Origin of the sequence: Bartonella sp. MM73XJBT, assembly GCF_028618465.1 — a bacterium.
In the GTDB taxonomy this organism is placed as follows: Bacteria; Pseudomonadota; Alphaproteobacteria; order Rhizobiales; family Rhizobiaceae; genus Bartonella.
On the sequence record NZ_JAQISY010000016.1, the window covers coordinates 1 to 24,771 of the forward strand.

Consider the following 24,771-nt stretch of genomic DNA (forward strand, 5'->3'; position numbering starts at 1 on the left):
CTAGCGATAGTTCGCGCTCGTCCGCCCCGCAACGAAGCCAACCCGCTGGGAAGTACCTTTTGCATTGATTTTATTGATTTTTTTATGGAAATAACAAAGTGCAAGTGATAATTTGTTTTTAAAATTGCAATAAGAATATGTAATACTTAAACTTATGAAGATATGTAATATAGAGATAAAGCTTGAAAACATGATCTAGCCTCTTTTATTGGCAGCGTATTCTTGACGAGCAAGTTGTCTCTGTATGTTTTTGGTTAGTCTTTCATTGGCATATTGTGCAATAGCATTTGCAATTTCTGGCTTGGACATCACTTTAGCAATTGATGGTCCTTCTTGTTTTGCAATGGGGAATTTATCGCTGTCTACTCTTTGAAAAACATGACCGTTCATTTTTTTTAATTCAACACGCTTTGGAAAATTCCCCCCCTTGATAAAACCATGGGGCAAGATTTGTTGTTTCCCAAACAGTGTGTAAGTCACACCATGTTTTGTTTCTTTTGCCTTAAAAAATTTAAGAGGTATCGGTGTTCCAGAACCGGTGATATCTGTCTCGAGAAACTTTGCTGTAGCCTTTTCTTTAATATAAACACTTTTTTTAACGCGCTTTGATTGGGCTGATGAGAGGTCGGCAACTTGCTTCTCCGTAAAGCGCTCGACTTGCTTTGCTGAAGTATTTATAGCATTCCGTAAAGCCCAATTAAGGCGTGGTGCTTGAAGATTGGTAAAGGTATCTTTTACCTGTTGAAGATACCATTCTTGATGGATAATTAATTTCAATTTTTAAGCTTTTTAGCAGGAGGTATTGATGGCTTGGAAACTTTAGGTGTTTTGGTCTGTTGAAGTGAAGTTTCTTCTGCACTTGGTTCAGAAGATGTTTGTACAACTTCTTTTTCGGTTGGCTTAGTCTGTTCAATTACCTTTTCAGATTTTATTGTGGTTCTACTTTCAACAAAGGGTTTTACGGCGTTTGCTCGTTTAAGTCGGGCATAGACTTGATTGGAAATCTCTACAAATGGATTACTTGAAGTTGATGGTTCAAAACGAATAGTGCTTTTGTTATCGCCAACAACACACATTGGTTTGGTGATGATTGCTTTCATCTTGACTCCTTTTGAGGCAATTAATTAATGACATCATTGGTAAATTAATGGCTTTTGATGTGTGCAAAATAGATAAGCCAATTTTATCAATAAAAACAGTATGTTAAACCATTTTTAAAGCTTAATATTTTATCAAATTTTAGGGGATATTTTTGAATTTTAGATAGAATACAACTAGGGACAGCACTGACATTAAATAAAATTTTTCACACATTGTCAACAGAAAAATCTAAATATTGTATATTTTTTTATTTTTTTGATCAAAACTTAGTATTTTAAAAGCCAATCTTTAATTTTATACAAATAACAACATTTATGTTGCATTTAAACATTTTAGATGTTATATTATATTTATGAACAGTCAAGAATTAAAAAGATATCTTACAAAACATGGTTGCAGTTTTACCTCAGGGAAAGGTGGCCATTTGCTTGTAAAACGTGGTTCTAAAAAATCCGTTTTACCTATGCATGGTACGCGGAAAGAATTAGGAACGGGATTAGTTCAAAAGATTCTTAAAGATCTTGACCTAAGGTAAGATTGAATATGGAGATGTAAATGAAATATGCACTTAAATTTATCAAAGATGACAATGATACTCTTCTTGTTGTTTCCAAAGACTTTCAAGAATTTATTACCTATGGTAACGACGAAAAAGAAGCTTTGGAACACGCTAAAAATGCCCTTTTAACAGTTATTATGGGGCGTTTCCAAGATCGAGAAGTTGTCCCTTTCGGAGCTCGTGATACTGCCTATCCTTTTGTTGAAGTATCTTCATTGGTGACTTTAAAAATTGCAATACATAACGCTATGGTTGAAAAGAATTTACGCAAAGCAGATCTTACGCGGCTTTTAAAACTCAATCCAATACAAATTGACCGATTGTTGGATTTAAACCACGCAACAAAATTAGACTCTTTAGAATCCACTCTTATTACTCTTGGAAAAGAGGTTACTATTAGTATCCAAGATGCCGCTTAAAACTTATTTATTTATAAATTACTAGACAATTATCATAGGAGGAAAGAGAAGTGACAGGTGCAGAAATATTAGATGCCGTGTATATGATATCAATGATAGTCATATCCCTCTTAACTATAGCAATTTGTTTACCTGCTCTGCTGCTTTTTGATTTTCATTAATATATAGCTAAATATTAAGCTCATGGCGGGCTGCTGTTGCCAAAAAAGCAGATCTTGTTAAACCTCTCTCTTGTGCACAATTATCAATTGCACGTAAAAGCCCTCGTTCAATTGATATATTTGTACGTACAACTTCTGCATCATTTTCAATAAAAGGAACTTGTATTAAAAAAGCTCCTTCTGATAAAGCTTTTTTAACAGCTTTTTGTTGTATCACTTCTTCAAATTTTAAAGGAACAGGCACTGTATCCATATCTTCACAATAAAGTTGTAAGGCTTCGGTTGCATTTATGATAAGATTTTCTTCTTCATCAGCAGCAGAGAATAGACCTTCAAAATCAGGAAACTGAACACCAAAAGCAGAATCTTCATCTTTATGAACAAGAGCAAAAAATCTTTTCATTCTTCTTCTCCTTTTTTTAACCAGCCTGCTTGTAATGCAATAGAACGCGCTGTACCGATTGGAAGATTTTTCTTAGGATGTGGAACAATAACAACCTTATCATCTTTTTTAAATTTATGGTGTGAACCTTTCACTTTCACAAGCTCAAAGCCATCGCGTTTTAATTTTGCAATTATCTTTCGGCTGTTTTGTTCCATTACCCAATCTCATAATGTGTATATATTTACACACTATACTTTTTCTTATTTTAAGTCAATGTTTTTAATAACCAAAATATTTTTGGAGAGTATTAAGAACGATACGTAATGAAGGTACAAGATATGCTAACTCTTGATTTTCTATAACAAGATATTGCAATGCAGCATAAAAATTGTGCTGTCTGTAAAGGTGTTGTGTTTCTTTTATTACCTCTTGCATATTCGAAAATTGTTTTGTTGCAAATTCAACCCATTTCTCTCTTGCTGCTTCATCAGAAGATGAGGGCATTTCATCATAAATTGCACTAGGCAATGTTTTTGCACATAAATAATCATTTCTTACTTCAAGATATTTTTGCGCAGCATCCTATTGGTCTTGATTGATTTCGTCTTGCAAATAAAGCCGCCCGATATAGGTACCGGAAAGCGGATTTTTAGCCTCTTTTATGGTCAAGCCAAAGCGTTTGGCACGCATTTCAATTGCCAATTTATCCATGGGTTCATGCGGTGTTTTTGCTCGTGAGATGCGTCCATTTGGTTCTCTGATACATCCTTTAATCCGAGGACGACCACGTTTTGCACGTTTTTTTCTTTTTGTCATATTTTTTTCAATCAGAATGGTATGCTATCATTATTAATGAGTGCACTATGATCAGCAGCCCCTGAAGCGATAGCATAATTTTGAGAAGTAATAGGTGAAGGGGTAGGGGATGCCGATTGCTCTTTTTTGGCATCAAGCAAATACAACTCGCCTTTGAATTGTGGTAAGACAATCTCTGTTGTGTAGCGGTCATGCCCATTTTTATCTTGCCATTTGCGTGTCTGTAATTTTCCTTCTATGTAAACCTTTGAACCTTTGTTTAGATATTGAAGTGCAATTTTTGCCAAATGTGGATTAAAAATCACCACGGAATGCCATTCTGTTTTTTCTACTTTTTGATTGGTTTTTTTATCTGTATAGCTCTCAGAAGTAGCCAACCGAAAATTGACTATTTCGGCACCAGAATTCATTGTTTTGCTTTCGGGATCAGCCCCTAAATAGCCAATTAAGATCACTTTATTCATCATGTTTTTAGTTACCTTAAATTTGTATTTAAATATGTAAAAATCTTATCATAATTTGCTATTTTTATCAATTATTTCAAAAGGATATTATTGTTTTTTAACATATAAAATTATATTTAATATGCAAAAAAACATAAATAGTTCAGTGTTCATTTAAAACTCTTGATATACATACATAAATGTATTAACATAAGATATGAGAATAAAATTTGAATGGGATGAAACTAAAGCAAAAAGTAATCTTAGAAAGCACCGTGTCAGTTTTGAAATTGCTGCTCGTGTTTTTGCAGACCCGTTCGCCATGGTTAAACAAGACCGTATTGAAAACGGAGAATATCGTTGGCAAACTTTGGGTCTTGTGGATGGTTTTTTACTGCTGCTCGTAGCGCATACTGTCCATGATGATAAAGATGGTATAGAAGTAATCCGTATTATTTCAGCGCGGCGAGCTAACTCGAAAGAAAGGAAACGTTATGAAGAAGAAAGTTCTTTATGAAATTGATGTAGGTAACTTATCACCTTTGACAGATAAACAGAGAGTTGAAGTTGATAAGCTGGCTGCAATGCCGGACAGTGCAATTGATCATAGTGATATTCCGTCACTCAATGATGCATTCTGGAAAAACGCCGTTCGCAACCCATTCTATAAACCAACCAAAACTGTCACAACAGTACGTGTGGACTCAGACGTTCTAGCGTGGCTTAAAAGTCAAGGGAAAGGATATCAAACGCGGATTAACGCCATTTTACGTGATGCCATGCTTCGTTCAATGCGATAAACTCATTTTCTCCTCGCCATAAAAGACGAGAAGAAAGGGGAGTCACGTTTTTAAATCTAAGCAGCTTTTACGGCAGATCTTGCTAGAACCTGTTTTGCTTCTTTAATGAGAGCTTTGTATTTTCTGTTTTCTTCATCTACTCTGAAGGCATCAAGAAGACGCACATGAATTGGACCTAAAAGATATAAAACTTTTTCACCAGCGTTCATACCTTCCCAATAGCTTGGCAAATCAAAGCGCGTATCACGATCATAATCAACAGATTGGTTTCTCAGTTTCTTTTCACATTCAATAAAGTAGCGTCGAGCCTGTCTACCTTTCTCATTGCGTTCAACCATTGAGAGCTCTTTCGCCATGTCTAGAGTGAGATGATATTCTATTGCTGTAACAGCTCTAGATTTTGCGCTCCCCAATTTTGGGGACCGCAAATCTTGTGTTTTTATAAAATCACTATCCTCTTCAAACTCATACTGATGAATGCGGTTTTTAATCCAAGTAGAGAAATCTTTTCCTATTTCCAAAAACGCGTGTAACTCACGCGCATTGACCGTTTGCACAATTTCTTGTTCAATAATTTTTTCTGATATTTTAATGATTGTGTTCATAATATTGGTTCCTTTGTTTTAAAAGTTTAAGTATCCAGGGCTAAAACAACCGAACCAATTCAGTCCTTCACATCTTTAGGTTACCCTTGGACATACACGTGAAGACCCTGGAATAATAAAATGAAGGACAACAGATCTTTCGGGATACTGTTGAACCGATTGGTTACAGGTGTTTTAAGCCTGCCTCGTAACCTAATGGCTTTTAAAAATTTGTCAAGTTGTTCCTGATATGAGTTAGCATCTAATCATTGTTTTTTCAGAAGCTTCCGATAATTTTTTGATCTCTTTATTGATCTCATCTATAAGAGGTTCGTAATTGAGAACGCTTTTCGGAATAGCACCACCGTAAACCCAAGCTTTCACTTGCGCTTTGGTACTAAAATCCGCATTTTCTGGTATGGTGTAATACTGACCGCCATCAAATTTTTCACACTCTCTCCTGCCATCTTCATATTCGTAGAGGTTGTAAAAATATTCTGCTGCTCCATCTCTCCATGGAACATATCCAACAGCCGTTGCCACAAACTTTTTTTGCATGGGCTGTTTACGTTGTGTTAAGAACAGACGTTGTAAAATTTGCATGTCTTAATCCTCAAATTTGACTGTACAGGGCGTTTTATATTACAGATGATGATTTTTCATCATAAAATCTTTAAATCGCTTTGTACGGCGCACTTTTGTCGATTTAAAAGCATATCTAATCTCAAAACCATCAGCACTTTTCACTATTTTGCTGTTTTAAGCCGCTTTTGAATTGTTATGATGCTCTTCATCGGGCTTACCTATCCTCGTGAATGAAATACGTTTACCACCCAATGCCTTGTTGCGAGTATTTTCAATGGCTATAAAAACTTTCTCAGAAACTCCCAAAAGCCTGCTTTCCAAATCACGACAATAGTTCGCAAGATCAGCACATGAAGGGACAAAGGTTGTTGACATGCCTTTGGCTTCTCCACGTATAAGATTTTTAACAGCCTGCAACAAAGCCCAGAGTGAAATGCCGTTAAGAGCAGCGATATAAGCCTTTGCACGTGCTTGTGCATTGGAAACTTTTTGCATTGTCAAGCCACCTTCAAGCACATCAAGAGCCTCTGCAATGTCTTCAACAGACGCTTTCAAGGTAAGTAAGTTTTGAACTGTCTGATAAGTTGTGAAAGCTTGTTCCTCTAGAACTGGTGTTAATTTCACGCCACTGATCAAGGTCCATGGATACTCCCTTGTGACGTATTGCGCCATCTGTCGTGCAATGTCTCGAAGTGGATTCACTAAATCCTGCTTCACGGATAAGGTTACGGATTGTCTCTTCGGTACCACCACGAGTTCCTTGATCTTTTGAAAAGTTTCCATTGTTTCCACCATTATTGTTTGTGTTTTTTGTTTTTTCTAAATCATCAATCGCCTTGCGTACCCAGTTACGCCATGTTGCTTTCCAATCGGTTTTGCGTGCGTCCTTGCCTGCTTTGGCTTTCCAAAAATCTCGAAACTTTGCGATCTCGATTTTGATACGCTCTGGAGGCAACCCCTTTGCAAGTGCAAAATCATAATCGGGTTCAAAATCAGCAGGCAATCGACAACCTCGATCAGTGTTAACCTGCTTGGCTTTCTTAGGAACGTTTTCTTGCTCGTGAAGGGGAGATTGTTTGTTTTCTACCGCTTCGATTTGTTCTGATGTGCTCTCAACAGCAGCAGGCTCGATTGGTTCGTCAACCAAATCGTCTGTTTCTAAATTTTCAGAACCAATTTCTTTTTTTTGCTAAAACGATAGTTTTAGTTTTTTTATTATATATGTTTGTATTGTTTGTATTGTTTGTTATAGCATCATAAGCATCATGCTTAGCATCCTTAAGCATACTGTTAGCATCATGCTTAATATCACAAGCATCTTTTGTATTTTTATCCCATCTTGCCTTCGCTGCCTTCTGCGCTCTCTCGGAAAACTTATTCAAATTCTCATTAGAGTTGTTGAGTTCCTCTTCAACCTGTAAACTCCATAAACGACCGTCTTCTAAACGTATCAGTTTCTCATCACTCAATAAAAAATCTAGCGCTTTATTAAAAGCTTTTACTGAACAACCAGAAATGCGTGCTAATATAGAGGCATTCTCAAGAATTGGCTGTCTCTTCTTATACATAAGCAATATCAACATCATATAAGTCGATATTTGATGCGACGTCATTCCACTAGCATCAGATACCCAATCAGAAGGAAAACAACGAACCCAAGCTAACTTAGTTGACATATTTCCCCTCCTGTTCTTTATTATTTAGATCTTCATTGAAGTTATTGAGTTCTTCCTCAACATCTGAACTCCACAAACGACCATCTGCTAAACGAATAATATATCCTTCTTCTAGCAAAACATTCAAAGCTGTCTCAAATTTCTTTACTGAATAACCAGTGTAATGAGACAAAACTTTAATGTTACAAAAAAGAGGTTCACCAGTACGAAGCATGCGAAATCGCAATCTCATATAGATATTACCTTCTACAGGAGGTAAATAATCGACGACCACCGCCCATTTATCGGCAAACAGTCTCGTTCATGATATTTTACTGGACATGTATATCCCCTTCTTTCATTAAATATAAAATTGCTAAAGCATCTGCTTCGTTGTCGTCTTTAGGCGTATGTCCTTTGGAACATATTGCCTTAATCATTTCTTCTTTTGAGGCGTTGCCTTTTCCTGTTGTTGCCTTCTTAATTGTGCCAACAGGAATGCCTTCATACGGTATCTGATGATGTTCACACCAAGCAGTTAAAGTTGCTAGAAAGCCACCGTAAACATGCGCTGCATCAGTCCCCACATGCCGGCGTACTTCTTCAAAATACACGGCATCAATTTCATCAACAGACCTCTTTAGTTCAGAAAGCCATTTCTTAAAGCGCAGATAACGCATACCACCGCCTTCAAAACGGCGTGATTGAAAATGCTCTGTATCGCTTGTGATGTGACCATCCGCACCGCATATCGCCCAGCCTGTTTTAGTCCCTAGATCAAGACAGAGAATGGTTTGTGCGTTAGTGATCATTATCCCCCCTTAAGGTTCTACGTATTTTTATGTGTGCTATGACAGAGCGCGTAGTTATAAGTTTTAAAAAATTGGATTAACTCAACTCAGACACACACTGCACGCATCACTTATTAATTTGATTTCTTCTTTTCTTTTTTCGATGAGGTCATCCCTTAAAAGGTCAAGATTACTTTCGACTAAAGCTGTAAACAAAAGCAGCTCATTTAAGCGATAAAAAGATGACAACTCTTGAGAAAAATGATTATCAAACCAAGCTGTAAAAATTTGCGTAAAGACAGATGAAAACCATTGTTTAAAATCATCGTACGGCGATAACGGAAAATATTTTTTATCATCACGCGCAAAGATACTATGCAGTATATAGACAAGACAACCATTTGATAAGGGATCTATGCGTGTTTCAAAACATGTATCTTGAGGCGAACGGACACCATAATATATGTCTTCCCGTCCAATCTTATTAACAAGATCGATCAACTGAACTTTGCTTATAGAGATCTGTGGTTCATTTATCATCTCTAATCTTTCTTCTTTAAGCCTGTGAATTATGCTGTGGGTGTTTGTTATCAGCTGTAGTAAGTGGCACGCCCACCTCTTCAAGAGAGGGGCGTGGGTATAAATCGACATACCAGTCAACGGGACGAACAATATCATTGGTTGTCTTTTCAATCTTTAAGACAATTTCAGGCTCAGGAAACCGCAAGCCGCGTAAATACCTGTTAATCGTACTCTGTGCTACGCCAACTTGCTTCCCAAATTCGGCTTGAGATAGTTTGTTTCGTGTAAGATATGATTTCAATTTTTCCATAACTCAAATAAATACCATAAAAGACTTTTTAGTCAATAAAAAATACCTTTATGGACTTTGTTAAATAAGCAGTCTTGGTGTAAGGTTTAGAGCATGCATATAATTAAAAAATTGAGGAAAGATTTGGGACTCACACAGGTGAAATTGGCTGAAAAAGCTGGTACCACGCAACCTCAAATAAAACGGCTTGAAAAAGGTGAGCGAAAATTAACCAAAGAGTGGGCGGAAAAGTTAGCACCACATCTTGGTGTAAAGCCGTTTAATCTTCTTTTCCCAGAAAACGAGGAAATACATCCCATATCTAATGCTATTGGAATGATACCGGTGATAGGAAAAGTTGCTGCTAGCTCGTGGATGTCGGTCGAAGATATGGATTTTGGATTTGATGACATAGAATATGTACCCAGCACCTCGAAATACCCAGCTCACTTTCAATTTGCTTTAAAAATCCAGGGCAACTGCCTTAACAAAATTGCTCGTGATGGTGATCAACTTATTTGCGTAGACATAATAAAAGCCGGCATTAATGTGGAACCTAACGATCTCGTGATAGTTGAACGCAGCCGATTCAATGGTCAAATGATTGAGCGTACAGCTAAACGTATACGTCAAACTATTAGTGGATTTGAACTATGGCCTGAAAGTACTGAACCCAATCATCAAGAACCTATCAAAATAAATGGGGCAACTGATGGAGAGGAGATTCGTATAGTTGGGAAAGTTCTTTGGATTTTAAGAAAACCCTGAAAACAAAGGAGAAGCGGGAATGGGGACAGTAGACGAGAGCTTAAAAATAATAGCTGATAAAGTCAAAAATCATTCAGATACTATGTTAACTGAAGAAGCGGTCAAAACAGCGGTCGTTTTACCGTTTCTGCGCGCACTTGGGTATGATATTTTCGATCCACTTGAAGTCATTCCCGAGTTTACTGCTGATGCCGTTGGTAAAAAAGGTGAAAAAGTTGACTATGCTATCCGTATAGACGGTGAGATACGTATTCTTTTTGAGTGCAAACCGATATCTTGCGAATTGAGTTCAAAGCATTTAAGTCAATTATATCGATACTTTAGTGTAACGAATGCTAAATTCGCGATTTTGACAAATGGTCGATTTTTTCATTTTTACACAGATCTTGATGCTGCAAACAAGCTCGATAATAGGCCATTCCTTACTTTTGATGTAATAGAATACAATACTGTGGTACTTACAGAGCTTAAAAAGTTTGAACGCTCAGCATTTAATATTGAAAATATATTGGTGACAGCCGAGCAGCTCAAATATGTATCTGGAATAAAACAAAACATCCAAAAAGAAATAGAAAATCCGTCCGAAGGTTTTGTTCGTGTTGCTTGTGCGGATGTTTATGAAGGGCGCCTGACTGCTAATGTCTTAGAAATGCTCACAGGTGTTACTAAAAATGCGTTTCGCGAAGTAATATCTGATGCGGTAAAAAGTCGGCTTTCTAGCGCTTTACAAACAACAACTGAAACCGACAAGCAAGATAATATTGCTACATCTATTGGTAATGAACATGCCAAAATAACGACCGAAGAGGAAGTTGAAGGCTTCATGATTGTCAAGGCAATTGCGCGCGAAGTTATTTCTGCCGACCGTATTGTTATCAGAGATGCAAAGTCGTACTGCGCTATTTTAATTGACAATAATAACAGAAAGCCGTTGGTTCGACTGCACTTTAACAGAAAACATAAGCAACTAGCCCTTTTCGATACTGATATTGATGAAAAAGTCGGTATTGAAACGCTAGATAATATTTATGATTTTGCAGACAGAATAAGAGAAACAGCAAAAAAATATTTATAAGATATTCTAACAACCTATGTATGCCCCGCTGAAGCGGGGTTTTTTTGTTCGTCCGCAGTTTTTATAAAAAACTACGGCGTTATCTACCCATCGATTGGCTCTGTCTGCACACTGCCCCAATTTTTCCTGCATATAAATTTCAAATACAGCTAACTGATTTATTTTTTTACGGGATACTAGAAAGTATCATGCCTCTACACTGAACGCTACAATACTCAAACCGATTCGTAATAAATATTAAAGTTCATTTATAAAAAACCACTTTAGCATAAAATGGCTTGACCATAATAATCCTTTATGGTATACTTCTCTATAACAACATATCACGAAGAAGCAAAAGCCGATCTGGTGTAGATTAAATTACATTAACACAAACAATTGCCAAGAGGCGTTAGGGAGGAGAAATTATGGATAAGCGAATTCTTATAAATTCTGATGAAATCTTATTAGTTGTCTATGATGATGAACACATTGCTCAGTCAGGACCGCTTGATGCAAGCCAAGTTCAAGAAATTATTGATGAGGCAGATGATGCAATACAAATCCTTCGTGTAAATCCTTCTGAGAATAGTTGTGAAGATATCTCTGAAGAGATCGCAGAAGCATATGTAGAAGAAAATATAGAGCGTCTCAATGAGGATAGTGAAGTTCATTACTTTATACGCGAAAGTGATGCCTACAATAGACTTTTAGACGATTTAGCACAGCAAAAATATGAAGATGAAGTCTACGGTACTTATGAAGAGCAGAACCGTTTGCGTCTTAGTGATGTCATCTAAACTCTAAAGGCGCATTTAAAAGCGCTTCCTTTAATCCATCAAACCCCTATCAATATGAGGTCCGTAATGGAAAAGCTTATTGCTATTCAAAGTACTACAATAAGACAACAAACTGTACAAACCGTTAGTGCTCGTGATTTGCGTGCCTTTTTAGAGGTCAAAGCCGAGTTTAGAAAATGGATAGCAAATTGTATTAAAGAATTTGGTCTTCGAGAAGAGCTAGATTTTGTGACGTCTACCAAAAAATTACCTTCACGAGGTTGTTCTTCTAAAGATTATGCTCTCACTTTAGACACAGCAAAACACATTGCCATTTGTGAACCTGGTCTCAAAGGTAAACAAGTGCGTGAATATTTTCTGAAATGCGAAAAAAAAAGCAAATTCAAAAATCGATTATTCAAATCCTGAAACATTAGAAGATTTCTTAAGACATCTAAGACAGCAAATTAAGCACAATGACAATCACAATGTTGTCACAACGAACGGAGTGAAGCATGCGTAATTTTATTACAACATTTGAAAGCAATTTTCAAAACACAACAATTCCAACCATGTCTAGTCGTGAAATTGCAGAGTTATGCGGTAAAAGACATGGCCATGTAATACGAGATATTCGTAAACTATTTAGCGAACTTAAAATCGACCTGAGTAATTTTGCTGGATTATACAAAGATTCAACAGGTCGTACTCTTCCTTGTTACCATCTTCCTAAACGTGAATCTCTTATTGTCATTTTAGGTTACAACACTGTATTACGCGCAAAAATCATAGATTATTGGAAAAAATTAGAAGAACAAGCAGCTAATCCTCAAATCGACTTTTCGATCCCTGAAACAATGACAGCTATCATAATGCATCTCAAAAATAAAATTAAACAGACTGCATAGGAGAGTATCATGAACAACACCCTCATAGAGATTAAAGAACAAGTCATTGATCAGGAAATAGTTCAGATAGTAAATGCACGTGATCTGCATGCATTCTTAGAGGCAAAACGTGACTTTTCAAATTGGATTAAGGACCGTATTACCAGATACAATTTTATAGAAGGACAAGACTTTGTAAAAACACAAGATTTGCGCTCGCCAAATTTGGCGAGCGCAAAATCTAGGGCTGTTATCGCGATTAACTACTATCTCACATTCGATAGAGCCAAAGAACTTTCTATGCTTGAGAACAATCAGAAAGGGAGAAAAGCCCGTTTATACTTTATCGAATGTGAAAAGCGTGTAAAGCAAGCAGTAACACCACAAATCGACTATTCAAGTCCAAAGGCTATGATTGGCTTTTTGAATTACCTACAAGGTCAAATAGATCAAAAAGACACCATCATTGAAGATTTAACACCAAAAGCCATGGCTCTTGAAAGCTTACAACGTCATGATGGCCTTTTTGGTCTTACAGAAGCCGCGAAAATCCTCGAAATGCAACCAAAACAATTCATTCAGTTCTTACAGCAAAAAGGTTGGGTTTATAGACGTGCAGCAGGTGGAAATTTACTCCCTTATCAAGACAAAATCCAAAAGCAACTTATGGATTGTCCAACTATCACACTTCAAACCGCCTGCGGAATAGAAAAAGTCATTCCTTGCGCAAAAATTACCACAAAAGGCATTGGGCTTCTGTCTCAAGAACTTAAAAGACAAAGCATGCATTAAGAGGCTGTCACTATGGAAAAGAAATATAAACTCACTGATGAAATGGATACTGTTTATTGGCGTCAGTTTTTTAATTTTTTAATTGACAATATACTATCAGTATATATATCCTCGAAGCAGGTGCCTAAGAAACACTTTAAACACATAGCGGGTAGATTGCCGAAACAATCTTTCCACCGCCAATTAAAAGCTTTGACTCATTGTATGCAGCAAACATATAGTGATATTGTCGGGTGTGGTTATGCCATACAATACCCTTTATGGGAAAAGCATAACGACGGGCTATGTGCCGTGTTTCTTAGCACCCGGCATCTTTTGGGATGTCTACTAAGAAACCTTTAAGCACATAGGAGTTCATAATGAACACTCTCATTAAAATATCAGAAAAAGTTATTGATCAGGAAACTGTTCAAACTGTTAATGCGCGTGAACTGCATACATTTTTGGAAGTAGGTCGCGACTTCACGACATGGATTAAAAATCGCATAAAAACATATAAATTTGTTCACACAAAAGACTATCTTTTAACGTTCCCCAAAACGGGGGAGCGTCAAAATGTAAGTATGACAGAATATCACCTCACCCTAGATATGGCGAAAGAACTCTCAATGGTTGAACGCAATGAGAAAGGACGACAAGCACGTCGTTACTTTATTGAATGTGAAAAGAAACTAAGAAACCAAGCTGTTGATTATGACCATGATACACGCTTTGATTTGCCAAGTTATTGGGAAGGTATGAACGCTGGTGAAAAAGTTTTGTATCTTTTAGGTCCTATTCATATGCGTCTTATCGATGCATTCAGAGTAGATGAAGAAAACAGGAAATATAAAGCCTTAATTGAAGAAGCAAAACAGGTCTTAGCAAGATCTGTTGTGAAAGCGGCTTAAGTAAAAATTGATTCACCTCCTCATTTTACAGGTGGGGAGGGGACCAATATCACATAGCTCTTAAAGACAGGCTTCTAACCACACAAACAACTTTTAACACAAGCGTGATTCACGCCACGGGGGAATTGCGCTTTAAATGGAGGAAATCAAGATGAGTGAAATAAGTACCACACAAACGGAATTAGTGGAAAAAACAAACGCTTGTGAAATCAACTCTACAGCTATGGAGCTTATTTTAGAAAGAGCTTTACAAAGTGATGTTGATCTGGATCGTCTCAAGAGCCTTCTTGAATTGCGAGAAAAGGAGATAGAACGATAAGAGCGCCAGAACTTTGTCCGTGATCTTTCTGCTATGCAAATGGAATATAAAAACATCGAACAAAATGCCCTTAATACACATACTAAAAGTATCTATACAACGCTTGATAAATATATTGATGCAATCAAGGAAACTCTTGCAAAACATCACTTTGCCTTGTTTTCTCAGATCAAAGAACAGAATTCAAACGGTATAACCGTAGAAATGACTTTAAAGCATATATCTGGCAATGAAATATCAACACAAGGAACATTTCCCTTTGATGCTACAGGGAGCAAAAACAGCATACAAGCGGTTGGCTCTACAATTACCTATGCACGAAGATACCTGCTAGTCATGCTTCTTAATGTAGCAAGAAAAGAAGACGATGCAGATGGAACCACAATTCTTGCTGGTATCTCTTCTGAACAGATGAATGAAATCAAAGAATTAATAGAACAGACACAAGCAAAGGAAAGCGATATTCTTTCTTTTATAGGCGTAAAAAATCTCACACAGATGTCTTATAAACAAGCCCAAACTGTTTTGTTTGCTTTGAAAAAAAAGCAACACTCACAAATGAATAAAGCACAACAAGAGCAACAAACGGCGGTGTGAAATGGAACAAAGAACAGCAGAATGGTTTCAAGCCCGTTTAGGTAAAGTCACCGCTTCAAACGTTTATAACGTACTCAATAAAACAGCTAAGGGAACGCCTACAAGCAAATATGAGGAGTACAAAATAAAGCTTATGACGGAGCGATTAACAGAGGAAATAAGCCAATCTTATATAACGCCAGCTATGCAATGGGGCATTGAACATGAAGAAGATGCCTTGAGAGAATATGCATTCATTTATGATACAGAGGTCACAAGGTGTGGATTCATCCAACATCCCACAATCCAAATGGCTGGTGCTAGCCCAGATGGGCTTATTGGTGAGGACGGTTTAATTGAGATTAAATGCCCACAATCATTAAACCATTTACGCTTCTTTATAGATGACACTATCAAGCCTGAATATATCGCACAAATGCAATTCCAAATGGCTTGTACGGGACGTAAATGGTGTCATTTCATGAGCTATAATCCGCATTTTGTAGGTATATCATCTCACTTGCGCATGAAAATCAAACGTATCAATCGTGATGAGGAACACATTGAAGAGATTAATAAAGCGGTCGAGATCTTTTTAGAAGAAATAGAACAAGAGATGCAAAAGATTTTGGCAAAAGCTGCTTAAACCTATGGGGGTGCTTTCTCCTCCCAGCACCCCCACCTATTTACATAACATAAAAAATAGAAAGGTAATGAGATGATATTTGATGATGGTGATAGATATGTAACAACTCGTGAATGTGCCCAGCTTTTTAGTGTATCAACAACAACGATTCGCAATTGGGTTCTTCAAGGTGTATTTCCAAAGCCATACAAGCTAGGGAGAGCAGTAAGGTGGAGAAAAAAAGAGATTTTAGCCTTTACTCCAGAGAAAAATACGGAGCAAATAACAACAAATTAGATAAAATTGTATAAACTGTAATAGGTGGACTAAAAGGTGGTCTAAAAATCGTTATTTAAAGAAAAAAATCTATATATTTCAATGCGTTAAAAGCAAAAAATGGTGCCCAGACGCGGATTCGAACCACGGACACGCGGATTTTCAGTCCGCTGCTCTACCAACTGAGCTATCTGGGCACGTTTCACAAAACACGTGAAACGTGTGCGGTTATAACATTAAAATTTTATCTGTCCAGTCACCAAAAGAAAAATAATGAATTTTTTATGAGTTTATCTCCATATTCCAGGTAATTATAATGCCCCTTTGTTATAAAATAAACTTGCTAGCTATATTATGATACGTTACTGTACCTTGATCAAAATGCTATCTTATCGTGGTGATAACGCGAGGGGATCTTTTAAAAGAATCATATGAGAAGCATGATTTAAGGGGGATATTTTTTACAAGGTTTCTGGGTATTTTAAGCTTGCAAAATAAAGAGAAAGCATTTTTGATTTTGTTTAAAGGGACTATTGGCTTCAGTCTTTATAATAATTCGTTTTTCTTTAAAGAAAGACAAGCCATTTAAAAGGGGAGAAATACTAATCATGTTTAAAAAACCAAATTGTCGTCCAAATAATCCTAATTTTTCTTCAGGTCCTTGTAGCAAACGACCTGGATGGACTTTTGAAGTTCTTAAAAATGCATTAGTTGGGCGTTCACATCGATCGAAAGAAGCAGAATTAAAACTTGCTGAAGTTATTAATTTAACCCGTGAGGTTCTTGAAGTTCCTTCGGATCATCGTATAGGGATTATTCCTGGTTCAGATACTGGTGCTGTTGAGGCGTCTCTATGGTCTTTATTAGGTGAGCGTGGCGTAGATATGGCGGCATGGGAAAGCTTTGGTTTTGGGTGGAACACAGATGTTGTTGAGCAATTAAAGCTTTCTGATGTACGTTGTTTTGAGGCACCTTACGGTGAGTTACCAGATTTAACACAACTTGATTTTGATCGTGATGTTGTTTTTACATGGAATGGGACAACTTCTGGTGTGCGTATTCCTAATGCGGACTTTATTCCAGAAAAGCGGTCTGGATTAACAATTTGTGATGCTACATCTGCAGCTTTTGGGCAATATCTTGACTTTTCAAAATTAGATGTTGTTACTTTTTCATGGCAAAAAGTCTTGGGTGGTGAGGCAGCACATGGTATGGTGATTTTAAGTCCTCGTGCTGTTGAACGTCTTGAGAATCATGTTCCAACTTGGTCCATGCCTCAACTTTTCTATATGACGAAAAATGGAAAGTTGAATGAAGATATTTTTAGAGGGAAGATAGTCAATACGCCTTCTATGCTTTGTGTTGAAGATTTTCTTGATGGATTAAAATGGGCAAAGTCTCTGGGTGGTGCACCGGCGCTAAGAGCACGTGTTGAGAAAAATTTTGCTGTATTTGATGCTTTTGTTTGCAAAACACCATGGTTAGAATATTTGGCAAAAGATCCTAAAGTACGTTCTAATATCTCTGTTTGTTTAGATATTGTCGACCCAGTGATTACTTCTTTGGATACTGAAAAACGGGTATCTTTTATCAAAGCGATAGTGAATCGTCTTGATGAAGAGGGTGCTGCTTATGATATTGGTTCGTATAGAGAAGCTCCTCCAGGACTGCGAGTGTGGACAGGCATAACAATTGAGTCTTCTGATCTTGAAATTTTAACACAGTGGCTTGAATGGGCATTTCAGGTTGAAAAAGCCCGACTTTAATGAACTTTTGAGGATTTTTGTAACACATTTTTCAAAAAGAAGAATATGGAAGGTTGTCCAATCTTCCATATTCTTTTGTCAAAGAAACAAATTTTCAAATGCCGGATTGAGAATGAAGCGATATTCTATAGCGGAGTATTTTTTGCTTTTATTATCGTAAATTTGAAAATTTAATCACCTGAAGATTGGGAAAAAGTCAAAATGAAGAGTCGCACTTATTCGAAGCTTTCGTTATAAAGAAGCGTTTGTTTTTGAATGCTGGTTTTATTTGACAAAACACGACGGAGAAAGTTATGGCCAATGTAGTAGTAGTTGGTACACAATGGGGCGATGAAGGTAAAGGTAAAATTGTAGATTGGTTGTCTGAGCGGGCAGATATCGTAGTGAGATATCAAGGTGGTCATAATGCAGGACACACATTGGTTGTTGATGGGGTTAGTTATAAATTATCGCTTTTACCATCTGGTTTAGTTCGTGGAAAGTTATCCATTATTGGTAATGGGGTGGTCGTTGATCCCCATCATTTTGTAGCAGAATTAAAAAAACTACGTGAGCAGGGTGTAAAAATTACACCGGACATTTTACGTATTGCGGAAAATGCTCCATTGATTCTTTCTTTACATCGTGATCTTGATGCAATTCGTGAAAGTGGTTTGTCGGGTTTAAAAATTGGTACAACAAGACGTGGTATTGGACCGGCTTATGAAGATAAAGTGGGACGTCGTGCTATCCGCGTGATGGATTTGGCAGAAGCTGATACACTTATGGCTAAAATCGAACGACTTTTGCGACATCATAATGCTTTGCGTCGTGGAATGGGGGTTGTGGAGATTGATTCTCAAGCGCTTTATGATGAGTTGATGCAAGTAGCCGATGAAATTCTACCCTTTATGGATTGTACGTGGCGTCTTTTAGATGACAGTGATCGGATGGGAAAGCATGTTCTTTTTGAAGGTGCACAAGGTGCTTTATTGGATAATGATTTTGGGACTTATCCTTATGTAACATCATCTAATACAGTTGCTGGACAAGCATGTACTGGTTCAGGTATGGGGCCAAGAGCAATACATTATGTCTTAGGTATTGCAAAAGCTTATACAACACGTGTTGGAGAAGGCCCATTTCCAACAGAGCAAATCAATGATATTGGTGAATTTCTTGGCATGCGTGGCAAAGAGTTTGGTGTTGTAACTGGTCGAAAACGTCGATGTGGTTGGTTTGATGCTGTCTTAGTACGTCAGATGGTAACAATTTGTGGTGTCCAGGGTATAGCACTAACAAAACTTGATGTTTTAGATGGTTTGGATAAAATTAAAATCTGTGTTGGTTATGAGCTTGATGATAAAAGAATCGATTATTTACCTTCTTCCATGGGCGCACAAGTCCGTGTGAAGCCCATTTATGAGACATTAGAAGGCTGGAAGGAAGCAACAGCGCATGCTTTGAGGTGGGAAGATTTACCGGTGCAGGCTATCCAGTATATACGCTATATTGAAGAATTGATTGGTACGCGGGTAGCTTTATTATCTACTAGCCCTGAGCGCGAAGATACTATTCTTATTACTGATCCTTTTGCAAATTAATGATCATTTTGAAATTTCTATATAGGTTTTTGGTTTATCTCTCGTATTTTTCTACGAAGAGGTGGTTTGTGAGTGAGTGAGAGAAAGATGCAAAAGAGCATTGTTTATTTTTCATATTCATTTTAAATTATTACGATAGTTGTATCAATATACAATATAAATGACTATCAATTTAGAAGGCTAAAAGAGAGACGTTTAGGGCTTTACAACTGGGTTTTTTCTCAGTGTGAGAAAGATTATAGAGGATATGGTAGATTTCGTTGGAATCTTAAAAAAAGCAATCAATGCGCAAAATAATGTTACACCACAAGTACGTAAGCAGATTTATAAACGAGCTATCGAGACATTAGAACATCAGTTTGTAGTAACGACAATACCACAAGCAATGGCAGATGAACAACGACAGATTTTACAGAATGCTATTGCAATCGTTGAAGAAGAATATTTAGCAATTGAAAAGAAGAGACTTTCTTCAGTTATTGGCTGGATCCCTAAAGATACAGCTGAGGATGATAAGAACATACAAAACTCTAGATCGCCACAAGGGAATGCATTTTCAGAGAGAGAAACAGAAGAAAGACAAAGTTCTGTTACAAGTTCAAAGAATAACAAGGTCTTTAATGAGCCTTGTGTATCAGGGATACCAGATGCAGAACCTATCAATATGAAGGATTATTTGGCTTCTCAGCATGTTGATGGGGAGATATTAAAAATTTCTCCTTTATCTCCTTCTTCGCAAAGAGATAATCCACATATTGTTTCATATATTTTTTCTCAAGCTGTACGTCGTGCTAATCAATCATCGATGAAAAAACGTATTATGATAAGTGTTGCTGTTGTTGCTAGTCTTATTATTTTAACTGTTGGTATTTTTTTTGTTGGTAAGCGTATATTTATATCAAATAATCATCAATTGCCGAGGGAAAATCTTCAAGTTTCTCATGCATTACCAAAGGCACTTTCGATCACGAAAAAGTTAACGAAACGTTTGTTAGAGGATGGGAGCGAAATTGATGTTGGTTTAGATCAAACAGCAGATACTGTAAATGAAGAAGGAATCTCAAAAGTTGTTACCAGCAATTTGCAGTCAGTTGAACAGTCTGGTGAAGCTATTTTTTATCAAGCGCGCACAAATTATGATATAGAAAAAGTAGCAACGGGGAGTGTTCGTTGGACACTTATAAAGGAATCTCATGGGAAGAGTACTCCGGAAGAATCGGCGATACAAGGTGATATAACAATTCCCGATGAAGGGTTATCATTACGGCTCATTTTACGTCGTAATACCGATGTCTCTTTTCCTGCTGCATATACTATAGATCTTATTTTTATTCCTTCTGATAAATTTTCAGGTCAAGCTATAAGCAATGTTCAAGCATTAACTTTTAAAGCAAGTGAACATTCTATTGGTCAAGCTTTAGCAAGAACTATTTCAACAAAGATTGGTGATGATTTTTTTCTTGTTGCATTAAGCGGCAATCGTCTATTTCTTGACCGAAATTTACAATTGATGCGGGAATTGGATTGGATACGTTTGATATTAACGGATAAAAATGGACGTATAAACGAATTAACTTTCGCAAAAGGACCAACAGGGGAAGCTATTTTTAATGAAGTGATTGGGCAATGGCTTTCGCAATCAGATAAGCTAACAGTTCTTGGTCAAAAAAAATAAAACACAAATAGAGATAGGATAAAAGACTGCAAAAAGACCTTCTCCATTAAAAAAACATTATAGATCAATCGAAAAATATAAAGCCAACAGAGCATTACTTTTGTTCTATTCTAAGAATGCGCAAACAATTGGCTTTATACTTAATTTTAAAGATTCTACCTTTAACTTTAAGGTAAAGCAGATTCTTGAATAGAATTCTGTACTTTTTCAAAGGCACGCATTTCAATTTGTCTTACACGTTCTCGACTGATATGAAATTCATTTGAGAGCTCTTCTAGTGTTAGTGGCTTATCGTTTAAACGACGTGCTTTGAATATCCGCTTTTCACGCTCACTTAGGGTATCCATAGCATTTGCAAGCATGGAACGACGATTTTCCAATTCACTTTGTTCAATTAAAGTTTGTTCCTGATTGTTAGTGTCATCCACCAACCAATCTTGCCATTCACCGTTCTCACCTGCTTTTGTGCGCAGAGGCGCATTGAGTGAAGAGTCACCACTAAGTCGGCGGTTCATTGAAACAACTTCATCTTCTGTAACATTCAATTTGGTTGCAATCTCTTTTACTTGTTCTGCGTTAAGATCGCCACTATCAAGGGCTTGAAGCCTACTTTTTAACTTACGAAGATTGAAAAACAATCGCTTTTGATTGGCGGTTGTTCCTATTTTTACCAAACTCCACGACCGCAATACATATTCTTGTATTGACGCTTTAATCCACCATATGGCATAGGTTGCGAGCCTAAAACCGCGTTCCGGTTCGAAACGTTTAACAGCTTGCATAAGTCCAACATTGCCTTCTGAAATAACCTCTCCAATAGGCAACCCGTAACCTCGATATCCCATCGCAATCTTAGCCACAAGACGCAAATGACTGGTTACCAATTTATGGGCAGCTTTTAAGTCATTATGTTCACGATAACGCTGAGCCAACATATATTCTTCTTTTGGTTCAAGCATCGGAAAACGACGAACTTCCTCTAGGTAACGATTTAATCCTCCGTCACCTGTCGTTACTGATAGTAAATTCATATGGGCCATAGAGCACCCTCCTTTTATGCGAATTCCCTTACAAGGCAAATTCTATTTCCAGACATTATAAATATCTTTCCAACTTCATCCTAGCATAATTTTCAATTTTGTTCAAAAAGAGATATTTTATTGTGAAATCCTGAAAAGATGAAAAGTTTCAATTTATTTTTTTTAAATGCTCGATAAGTTCAGCCATATCTTGGGGGAGTGGTGAAGAAAAAGACATAATTTTATCTGTCGCCGGATGTTGAAAAGTCAGGCTAGCTGCATGGAGCGCTTGCCTGTTAAATTGATCGATTGCATTCTTAATGATGAGACGAAGCGTATTCGTTTTTGTTTTAAAAGCACTGCCATAAACAGTGTCGCCTATAAGTGGATGTCCGATATGTGCCATATGAACACGGATTTGGTGAGTACGTCCAGTTTCCAGACGACATTCCAGAAGACTAGCAACAGATGTTGAGTCTGCATAGGTACCATATTTTTCTAAGAGAGAAAAATGTGTAATAGCATGGCGAGCATGCGGATGCTGATTATGGACGACAGCCTGTTTTGTTCGGTTATGGGGAGAACGGCCAAGAGATGCATCGATTGTCCAAACATTATGGTGAGGTGTCCCCCAAATCAAGGCGTGGTAACGTCGGTCTAATGCGCTGGTACGTCCGTGGTCAGAAAATTGGGCACTAAGGCTTTTATGAGCAAGGTCATTTTTGGCGACGACCATAACTCCACTGGTATTTTTATCGAGACGATGAACAATACCAGGGCGCTTAACACCACCGATACCAGATAAACTCTTTCCACAATGGTAGATAAGAGCATTAACTAATGTTCCTGTCCAATTACCATTGCCAGGATGAACAACAAGACCAGCTGGTTTATTGATAACAATGATATGATCATCTTCAAAGAGAATGTCCAATACAATGGCTTCACCGCTAGGTTCTGCATCACGCAGAATAGGCATTGTCAATTCGATGATTTGGTTAGGTTTTAATTTTGTTTTGGGCTCCTTTATAAGTTGTCCATCAACTTTAAGATAACCTTCGCGGATGAGGGTTTGCAGACGTGAACGTGACAGAGCCTTGTGATATTGTTTAGCAAGCCACTGATCAAGTCTTTGCCCAAGAGCACCTTCATCCGTTATTTGCTGTGTTACCATACGCTTCCTATTAAGTTTTTTTAAGATCCTTTTACCAGTATGAAATTGCTTTGGTATCAAGAAATTCTTTGATTCCCCAGTGACCACCTTCACGAGCACGTCCTGAAAATTTCACGCCTCCAAAGTAACTTCCACTGGGTAATCCATGTCCGTTAACTTCTACCATACCAGAACGTATTTGTGCAGCGATACGACGACATTTGTTACGATCTTGCGATTGTATATAATTTGTAAGACCGTATTCGGTATCATTGGCTAGGGCTATGGCTTCATCTTCTGTCTGAAAGGGAATAATTGAGAGAACTGGACCAAAGATTTCTTCTCGAAAAATACGCATATGAGGTTTTACATGAGCAAAGACTGTTGGGCGTACATAATAACCGCGCTCCATTCCTATTGGTAAACCAATTCCACCTGCGACAAGAGTTGCACCTTCATCAATTCCAGATTGGATAAGATCTTGAATTTTGTCGTATTGTTGTTTTGATACGACAGGGCCAATATGATTTCCTGCTTGATGGTTTGCCCCAACTTTTGTTGTTTCAGCAATATCTTTGGCTGTTTTTATAGCTTCGTCATAGATGCTTTGTTCCACAAGCATCCGTGTTGGTGCATTACAGCTTTGTCCACTATTATAAAAGCAGTGTTTTGCACCACGTTGAACAGCATTCGCATCGGCATCAGCAAAGATGATGTTTGCTCCTTTCCCTCCAAGTTCCAGACAGACCCGTTTTAAAGTGTTGCTCGCATTTTTAGAGATATCTTTTCCTGCTCTGGTTGATCCAGTAAAGCTGATCATTTCTAGATCTGGATGGGCTGAAAGGTAAGCACCAACATGAGCACCATCGCCATTGATTAAATTAAAAACGCCAGCAGGCAAAGCTGCTTCATCTAAAATTTCCGCAAACAGCATAGCAGAAAGAGGCGCAATTTCAGAGGGTTTTAAGACCATAGTACAACCAGCCAAGAGAGCAGGGATAACTTTAAGAGTCACTTGATTCATAGGCCAATTCCATGGGGTAATTAACCCTACGACGCCGATAGGATCATAATGAAGAATTGCTTGCTCATTTCCTTCTATTAAAGCCTTTTGAAATGAAAACTCTTTGTAAGCTTTAATAAAGTTGCGAATATGAGAACTACCTGTTGCGGTTTGCGCATTAAGTGCCATATCGATAGGTGCTCCCATTTCCATGGAAATGGTCTTTGCCATATCGCTTGAGCGTTTTTCATAGATTTCTAGAATTTTTTCAACGAAGCTAAGGCGTTCATGAGGTAGAGTTGTTTTCCAACTCTGAAAAGCTGCTTTAGCAGCATGAATTGCTTTATCTGCATCTTTTGTGCTGCCAAGGGTAATAACAGCACAAGCATCTTCTGTTGATGGATCAATGACTTGAAAATCATTAGGAGTGCTTGGATCATCCCATAGACCATTGATATAAAATTTCCGCTTGTTCAACATGATTCGCTCCCTATTT

31 protein-coding genes, 1 tRNA gene and 3 pseudogenes are annotated in these 24,771 nt (G+C 37.5%); 17 read left to right on the plus strand and 18 right to left on the minus strand.

The annotated features are described in order from the left end of the window. Positions 1–195: 195 nt before the first annotated feature. Both PVV69_RS06235 and PVV69_RS06240 read right to left on the minus strand, forming a co-directional pair. Entirely contained in the window at positions 196–777 is a 582-nt protein-coding gene (locus PVV69_RS06235) for a hypothetical protein (RefSeq protein WP_273756867.1), read from the minus strand. Continuing rightward, entirely contained in the window at positions 774–1,100 is a 327-nt protein-coding gene (locus tag PVV69_RS06240; protein ID WP_273756868.1) for a hypothetical protein, read from the minus strand. Before PVV69_RS06240 ends, PVV69_RS06235 begins: the two co-directional genes overlap by 4 nt. Before the next feature lie 353 nt (positions 1,101–1,453). Here PVV69_RS06240 and PVV69_RS06245 point away from each other — a divergent pair, with 353 nt between their 5' ends. Together PVV69_RS06245 and PVV69_RS06250 are read left to right on the plus strand one after the other, a co-directional pair. Then, positions 1,454–1,636: a type II toxin-antitoxin system HicA family toxin gene (locus PVV69_RS06245; RefSeq protein WP_038473319.1), complete on the plus strand. Its 183-nt coding sequence runs from the start codon at positions 1,454–1,456 to the stop codon at positions 1,634–1,636. Between the two features lie 20 nt (positions 1,637–1,656). Beyond that, entirely contained in the window at positions 1,657–2,079 is a 423-nt protein-coding gene (locus PVV69_RS06250) for a type II toxin-antitoxin system HicB family antitoxin (RefSeq protein ID WP_144754996.1), read from the plus strand. A gap of 168 nt (positions 2,080–2,247) precedes the next feature. Here the strand turns inward: PVV69_RS06250 and PVV69_RS06255 are convergent, their stop codons facing one another. From PVV69_RS06255 to ssb, 4 genes and pseudogenes are all read right to left on the minus strand, one after another. Continuing rightward, a complete protein-coding gene (locus PVV69_RS06255) occupies positions 2,248–2,643 on the minus strand; it encodes a type II toxin-antitoxin system HicB family antitoxin (protein WP_005774032.1) in 396 nt (131 codons plus the stop codon). Next, positions 2,640–2,840: a type II toxin-antitoxin system HicA family toxin gene (locus PVV69_RS06260; RefSeq protein WP_273756869.1), complete on the minus strand. Its 201-nt coding sequence runs from the start codon at positions 2,838–2,840 to the stop codon at positions 2,640–2,642. Before PVV69_RS06260 ends, PVV69_RS06255 begins: the two co-directional genes overlap by 4 nt. A 64-nt stretch (positions 2,841–2,904) precedes the next feature. Beyond that, positions 2,905–3,441: pseudogene (locus PVV69_RS06265) on the minus strand (hypothetical protein). Between the two features lie 11 nt (positions 3,442–3,452). After that, on the minus strand, positions 3,453–3,908 hold the full coding sequence (gene ssb, locus PVV69_RS06270; protein WP_273756871.1) for a single-stranded DNA-binding protein: 456 nt from the start codon (positions 3,906–3,908) through the stop codon (positions 3,453–3,455). 193 nt (positions 3,909–4,101) lie between these two features. Here ssb and PVV69_RS06275 point away from each other — a divergent pair, with 193 nt between their 5' ends. Further along, on the plus strand, positions 4,102–4,401 hold the full coding sequence (locus tag PVV69_RS06275) for a BrnT family toxin (protein ID WP_273756872.1): 300 nt from the start codon (positions 4,102–4,104) through the stop codon (positions 4,399–4,401). Beyond that, positions 4,379–4,684, plus strand: coding sequence for a BrnA antitoxin family protein (locus PVV69_RS06280; protein ID WP_273756873.1), 306 nt, complete (start codon positions 4,379–4,381; stop codon positions 4,682–4,684). The genes PVV69_RS06275 and PVV69_RS06280 overlap by 23 nt, the downstream gene beginning before the upstream one ends. A gap of 56 nt (positions 4,685–4,740) precedes the next feature. Here the strand turns inward: PVV69_RS06280 and PVV69_RS06285 are convergent, their stop codons facing one another. The 8 genes and pseudogenes from PVV69_RS06285 to PVV69_RS06320 form a co-directional block, all read right to left on the minus strand. After that, positions 4,741–5,289, minus strand: coding sequence for an antA/AntB antirepressor family protein (locus PVV69_RS06285; RefSeq protein WP_273756874.1), 549 nt, complete (start codon positions 5,287–5,289; stop codon positions 4,741–4,743). Between the two features lie 234 nt (positions 5,290–5,523). Further along, positions 5,524–5,871 (minus strand): hypothetical protein, encoded by a 348-nt coding sequence (locus PVV69_RS06290; RefSeq protein WP_273756876.1) that lies wholly within the window; start codon positions 5,869–5,871, stop codon positions 5,524–5,526. 156 nt (positions 5,872–6,027) lie between these two features. Next, entirely contained in the window at positions 6,028–6,408 is a 381-nt protein-coding gene (locus PVV69_RS06295) for a hypothetical protein (RefSeq protein ID WP_273756878.1), read from the minus strand. After that, positions 6,392–7,529: pseudogene (locus PVV69_RS06300) on the minus strand (DUF1376 domain-containing protein). Before PVV69_RS06300 ends, PVV69_RS06295 begins: the two are co-directional and overlap by 17 nt. Then, a complete protein-coding gene (locus PVV69_RS06305; protein ID WP_404978375.1) occupies positions 7,519–7,761 on the minus strand; it encodes a hypothetical protein in 243 nt (80 codons plus the stop codon). Before PVV69_RS06305 ends, PVV69_RS06300 begins: the two are co-directional and overlap by 11 nt. 79 nt (positions 7,762–7,840) lie before the next feature. Next, positions 7,841–8,320, minus strand: coding sequence for a crossover junction endodeoxyribonuclease RuvC (locus PVV69_RS06310; RefSeq protein ID WP_273756879.1), 480 nt, complete (start codon positions 8,318–8,320; stop codon positions 7,841–7,843). A gap of 81 nt (positions 8,321–8,401) precedes the next feature. Next, positions 8,402–8,839, minus strand: coding sequence for a hypothetical protein (locus PVV69_RS06315; protein WP_273756880.1), 438 nt, complete (start codon positions 8,837–8,839; stop codon positions 8,402–8,404). Positions 8,840–8,855: 16 nt separating this feature from the next. Continuing rightward, positions 8,856–9,131, minus strand: a complete 276-nt coding sequence (locus PVV69_RS06320; RefSeq protein WP_273755790.1) for a helix-turn-helix transcriptional regulator — start codon at positions 9,129–9,131, stop codon at positions 8,856–8,858. A 93-nt stretch (positions 9,132–9,224) separates the two neighbouring features. Here PVV69_RS06320 and PVV69_RS06325 point away from each other — a divergent pair, with 93 nt between their 5' ends. From PVV69_RS06325 to PVV69_RS06370, 10 genes and pseudogenes are all read left to right on the plus strand, one after another. Further along, positions 9,225–9,878 carry a LexA family transcriptional regulator gene (locus PVV69_RS06325; RefSeq protein ID WP_144755024.1) on the plus strand — a complete coding sequence of 218 codons (654 nt, stop codon included), beginning with the start codon at positions 9,225–9,227 and terminating at the stop codon, positions 9,876–9,878. Positions 9,879–9,897: 19 nt separating this feature from the next. Then, on the plus strand, positions 9,898–10,953 hold the full coding sequence (locus tag PVV69_RS06330; protein ID WP_273755789.1) for a type I restriction endonuclease: 1,056 nt from the start codon (positions 9,898–9,900) through the stop codon (positions 10,951–10,953). A 407-nt stretch (positions 10,954–11,360) separates the two neighbouring features. Then, on the plus strand, positions 11,361–11,732 hold the full coding sequence (locus PVV69_RS06335) for a hypothetical protein (protein ID WP_273756881.1): 372 nt from the start codon (positions 11,361–11,363) through the stop codon (positions 11,730–11,732). Between the two features lie 66 nt (positions 11,733–11,798). Next, positions 11,799–12,140 (plus strand): antA/AntB antirepressor family protein, encoded by a 342-nt coding sequence (locus tag PVV69_RS06340; RefSeq protein ID WP_273756882.1) that lies wholly within the window; start codon positions 11,799–11,801, stop codon positions 12,138–12,140. An 86-nt stretch (positions 12,141–12,226) separates the two neighbouring features. Then, positions 12,227–12,619 carry a Rha family transcriptional regulator gene (locus PVV69_RS06345; protein WP_273756883.1) on the plus strand — a complete coding sequence of 131 codons (393 nt, stop codon included), beginning with the start codon at positions 12,227–12,229 and terminating at the stop codon, positions 12,617–12,619. 9 nt (positions 12,620–12,628) lie between these two features. Further along, complete coding sequence (locus PVV69_RS06350; protein ID WP_273756884.1) at positions 12,629–13,390, plus strand: antA/AntB antirepressor family protein; 762 nt, start codon at positions 12,629–12,631, stop codon at positions 13,388–13,390. A 359-nt stretch (positions 13,391–13,749) separates the two neighbouring features. Continuing rightward, a complete protein-coding gene (locus PVV69_RS06355) occupies positions 13,750–14,280 on the plus strand; it encodes an antA/AntB antirepressor family protein (protein WP_273756885.1) in 531 nt (176 codons plus the stop codon). Positions 14,281–14,431: 151 nt separating this feature from the next. Next, a pseudogene (locus PVV69_RS06360) lies at positions 14,432–15,196 on the plus strand (ERF family protein). A gap of 1 nt (position 15,197) precedes the next feature. Further along, positions 15,198–15,821, plus strand: a complete 624-nt coding sequence (locus PVV69_RS06365) for a lambda exonuclease family protein (RefSeq protein WP_273756886.1) — start codon at positions 15,198–15,200, stop codon at positions 15,819–15,821. A 72-nt stretch (positions 15,822–15,893) separates the two neighbouring features. Continuing rightward, on the plus strand, positions 15,894–16,097 hold the full coding sequence (locus tag PVV69_RS06370) for an AlpA family transcriptional regulator (protein ID WP_034454822.1): 204 nt from the start codon (positions 15,894–15,896) through the stop codon (positions 16,095–16,097). A 100-nt stretch (positions 16,098–16,197) separates the two neighbouring features. Here the strand turns inward: PVV69_RS06370 and PVV69_RS06375 are convergent. Continuing rightward, positions 16,198–16,273 (minus strand) — tRNA-Phe (locus PVV69_RS06375). A 411-nt stretch (positions 16,274–16,684) separates the two neighbouring features. On the opposite strand from PVV69_RS06375, the gene PVV69_RS06380 reads away from it, so the two are divergent. The 3 genes from PVV69_RS06380 to PVV69_RS06390 all read left to right on the plus strand — a co-directional run bounded on the left by PVV69_RS06380 (position 16,685) and on the right by PVV69_RS06390 (position 21,100). After that, entirely contained in the window at positions 16,685–17,842 is a 1,158-nt protein-coding gene (locus PVV69_RS06380; RefSeq protein ID WP_273721449.1) for a phosphoserine transaminase, read from the plus strand. A 293-nt stretch (positions 17,843–18,135) separates the two neighbouring features. Beyond that, positions 18,136–19,425 (plus strand): adenylosuccinate synthase, encoded by a 1,290-nt coding sequence (locus tag PVV69_RS06385; protein ID WP_273756887.1) that lies wholly within the window; start codon positions 18,136–18,138, stop codon positions 19,423–19,425. A gap of 247 nt (positions 19,426–19,672) precedes the next feature. After that, positions 19,673–21,100 (plus strand): hypothetical protein, encoded by a 1,428-nt coding sequence (locus PVV69_RS06390; RefSeq protein ID WP_273756888.1) that lies wholly within the window; start codon positions 19,673–19,675, stop codon positions 21,098–21,100. Positions 21,101–21,267: 167 nt separating this feature from the next. On the opposite strand, the gene rpoH is transcribed toward PVV69_RS06390, so the two are convergent. The 3 genes from rpoH to PVV69_RS06405 all read right to left on the minus strand — a co-directional run bounded on the left by rpoH (position 21,268) and on the right by PVV69_RS06405 (position 24,755). Next, entirely contained in the window at positions 21,268–22,140 is an 873-nt protein-coding gene (rpoH, locus tag PVV69_RS06395) for an RNA polymerase sigma factor RpoH (protein WP_273756889.1), read from the minus strand. 148 nt (positions 22,141–22,288) lie between these two features. Continuing rightward, positions 22,289–23,293, minus strand: coding sequence for an RluA family pseudouridine synthase (locus PVV69_RS06400; protein ID WP_273756891.1), 1,005 nt, complete (start codon positions 23,291–23,293; stop codon positions 22,289–22,291). 31 nt (positions 23,294–23,324) lie between these two features. Continuing rightward, the gene (locus PVV69_RS06405) at positions 23,325–24,755 is read right to left on the minus strand and encodes an aldehyde dehydrogenase family protein (RefSeq protein ID WP_273756892.1); all 1,431 of its coding nucleotides are present in this window, start codon (positions 24,753–24,755) and stop codon (positions 23,325–23,327) included. Positions 24,756–24,771 lie beyond the last annotated feature (16 nt).

Excerpts from the sequence above, each read along its gene's own strand:
- PVV69_RS06250 (WP_144754996.1), top strand. The coding sequence starts at position 1,657 with ATGAAATATGCACTTAAATTTATCAAAGATGACAATGATACTCTTCTT.
- PVV69_RS06385 (WP_273756887.1), top strand. The coding sequence starts at position 18,136 with ATGGCCAATGTAGTAGTAGTTGGTACACAATGGGGCGATGAAGGTAAA.
- PVV69_RS06245 (WP_038473319.1), top strand. The coding sequence starts at position 1,454 with ATGAACAGTCAAGAATTAAAAAGATATCTTACAAAACATGGTTGCAGT.
- PVV69_RS06345 (WP_273756883.1), top strand. The coding sequence starts at position 12,227 with ATGCGTAATTTTATTACAACATTTGAAAGCAATTTTCAAAACACAACA.
- PVV69_RS06325 (WP_144755024.1), top strand. The coding sequence starts at position 9,225 with ATGCATATAATTAAAAAATTGAGGAAAGATTTGGGACTCACACAGGTG.
- PVV69_RS06405 (WP_273756892.1), bottom strand. The coding sequence starts at position 24,755 with ATGTTGAACAAGCGGAAATTTTATATCAATGGTCTATGGGATGATCCA.
- PVV69_RS06285 (WP_273756874.1), bottom strand. The coding sequence starts at position 5,289 with ATGAACACAATCATTAAAATATCAGAAAAAATTATTGAACAAGAAATT.
- PVV69_RS06255 (WP_005774032.1), bottom strand. The coding sequence starts at position 2,643 with ATGAAAAGATTTTTTGCTCTTGTTCATAAAGATGAAGATTCTGCTTTT.
- PVV69_RS06275 (WP_273756872.1), top strand. The coding sequence starts at position 4,102 with ATGAGAATAAAATTTGAATGGGATGAAACTAAAGCAAAAAGTAATCTT.
- PVV69_RS06315 (WP_273756880.1), bottom strand. The coding sequence starts at position 8,839 with ATGATAAATGAACCACAGATCTCTATAAGCAAAGTTCAGTTGATCGAT.
- PVV69_RS06330 (WP_273755789.1), top strand. The coding sequence starts at position 9,898 with ATGGGGACAGTAGACGAGAGCTTAAAAATAATAGCTGATAAAGTCAAA.
- PVV69_RS06355 (WP_273756885.1), top strand. The coding sequence starts at position 13,750 with ATGAACACTCTCATTAAAATATCAGAAAAAGTTATTGATCAGGAAACT.
- PVV69_RS06280 (WP_273756873.1), top strand. The coding sequence starts at position 4,379 with ATGAAGAAGAAAGTTCTTTATGAAATTGATGTAGGTAACTTATCACCT.
- rpoH (WP_273756889.1), bottom strand. The coding sequence starts at position 22,140 with ATGGCCCATATGAATTTACTATCAGTAACGACAGGTGACGGAGGATTA.
- PVV69_RS06290 (WP_273756876.1), bottom strand. The coding sequence starts at position 5,871 with ATGCAAATTTTACAACGTCTGTTCTTAACACAACGTAAACAGCCCATG.
- PVV69_RS06370 (WP_034454822.1), top strand. The coding sequence starts at position 15,894 with ATGATATTTGATGATGGTGATAGATATGTAACAACTCGTGAATGTGCC.
- PVV69_RS06400 (WP_273756891.1), bottom strand. The coding sequence starts at position 23,293 with ATGGTAACACAGCAAATAACGGATGAAGGTGCTCTTGGGCAAAGACTT.
- PVV69_RS06305 (WP_404978375.1), bottom strand. The coding sequence starts at position 7,761 with ATGAGATTGCGATTTCGCATGCTTCGTACTGGTGAACCTCTTTTTTGT.
- PVV69_RS06380 (WP_273721449.1), top strand. The coding sequence starts at position 16,685 with ATGTTTAAAAAACCAAATTGTCGTCCAAATAATCCTAATTTTTCTTCA.
- PVV69_RS06320 (WP_273755790.1), bottom strand. The coding sequence starts at position 9,131 with ATGGAAAAATTGAAATCATATCTTACACGAAACAAACTATCTCAAGCC.
- PVV69_RS06310 (WP_273756879.1), bottom strand. The coding sequence starts at position 8,320 with ATGATCACTAACGCACAAACCATTCTCTGTCTTGATCTAGGGACTAAA.
- PVV69_RS06335 (WP_273756881.1), top strand. The coding sequence starts at position 11,361 with ATGGATAAGCGAATTCTTATAAATTCTGATGAAATCTTATTAGTTGTC.
- PVV69_RS06390 (WP_273756888.1), top strand. The coding sequence starts at position 19,673 with ATGGTAGATTTCGTTGGAATCTTAAAAAAAGCAATCAATGCGCAAAAT.
- PVV69_RS06340 (WP_273756882.1), top strand. The coding sequence starts at position 11,799 with ATGGAAAAGCTTATTGCTATTCAAAGTACTACAATAAGACAACAAACT.
- PVV69_RS06260 (WP_273756869.1), bottom strand. The coding sequence starts at position 2,840 with ATGGAACAAAACAGCCGAAAGATAATTGCAAAATTAAAACGCGATGGC.
- PVV69_RS06350 (WP_273756884.1), top strand. The coding sequence starts at position 12,629 with ATGAACAACACCCTCATAGAGATTAAAGAACAAGTCATTGATCAGGAA.
- PVV69_RS06240 (WP_273756868.1), bottom strand. The coding sequence starts at position 1,100 with ATGAAAGCAATCATCACCAAACCAATGTGTGTTGTTGGCGATAACAAA.
- PVV69_RS06365 (WP_273756886.1), top strand. The coding sequence starts at position 15,198 with ATGGAACAAAGAACAGCAGAATGGTTTCAAGCCCGTTTAGGTAAAGTC.
- ssb (WP_273756871.1), bottom strand. The coding sequence starts at position 3,908 with ATGATGAATAAAGTGATCTTAATTGGCTATTTAGGGGCTGATCCCGAA.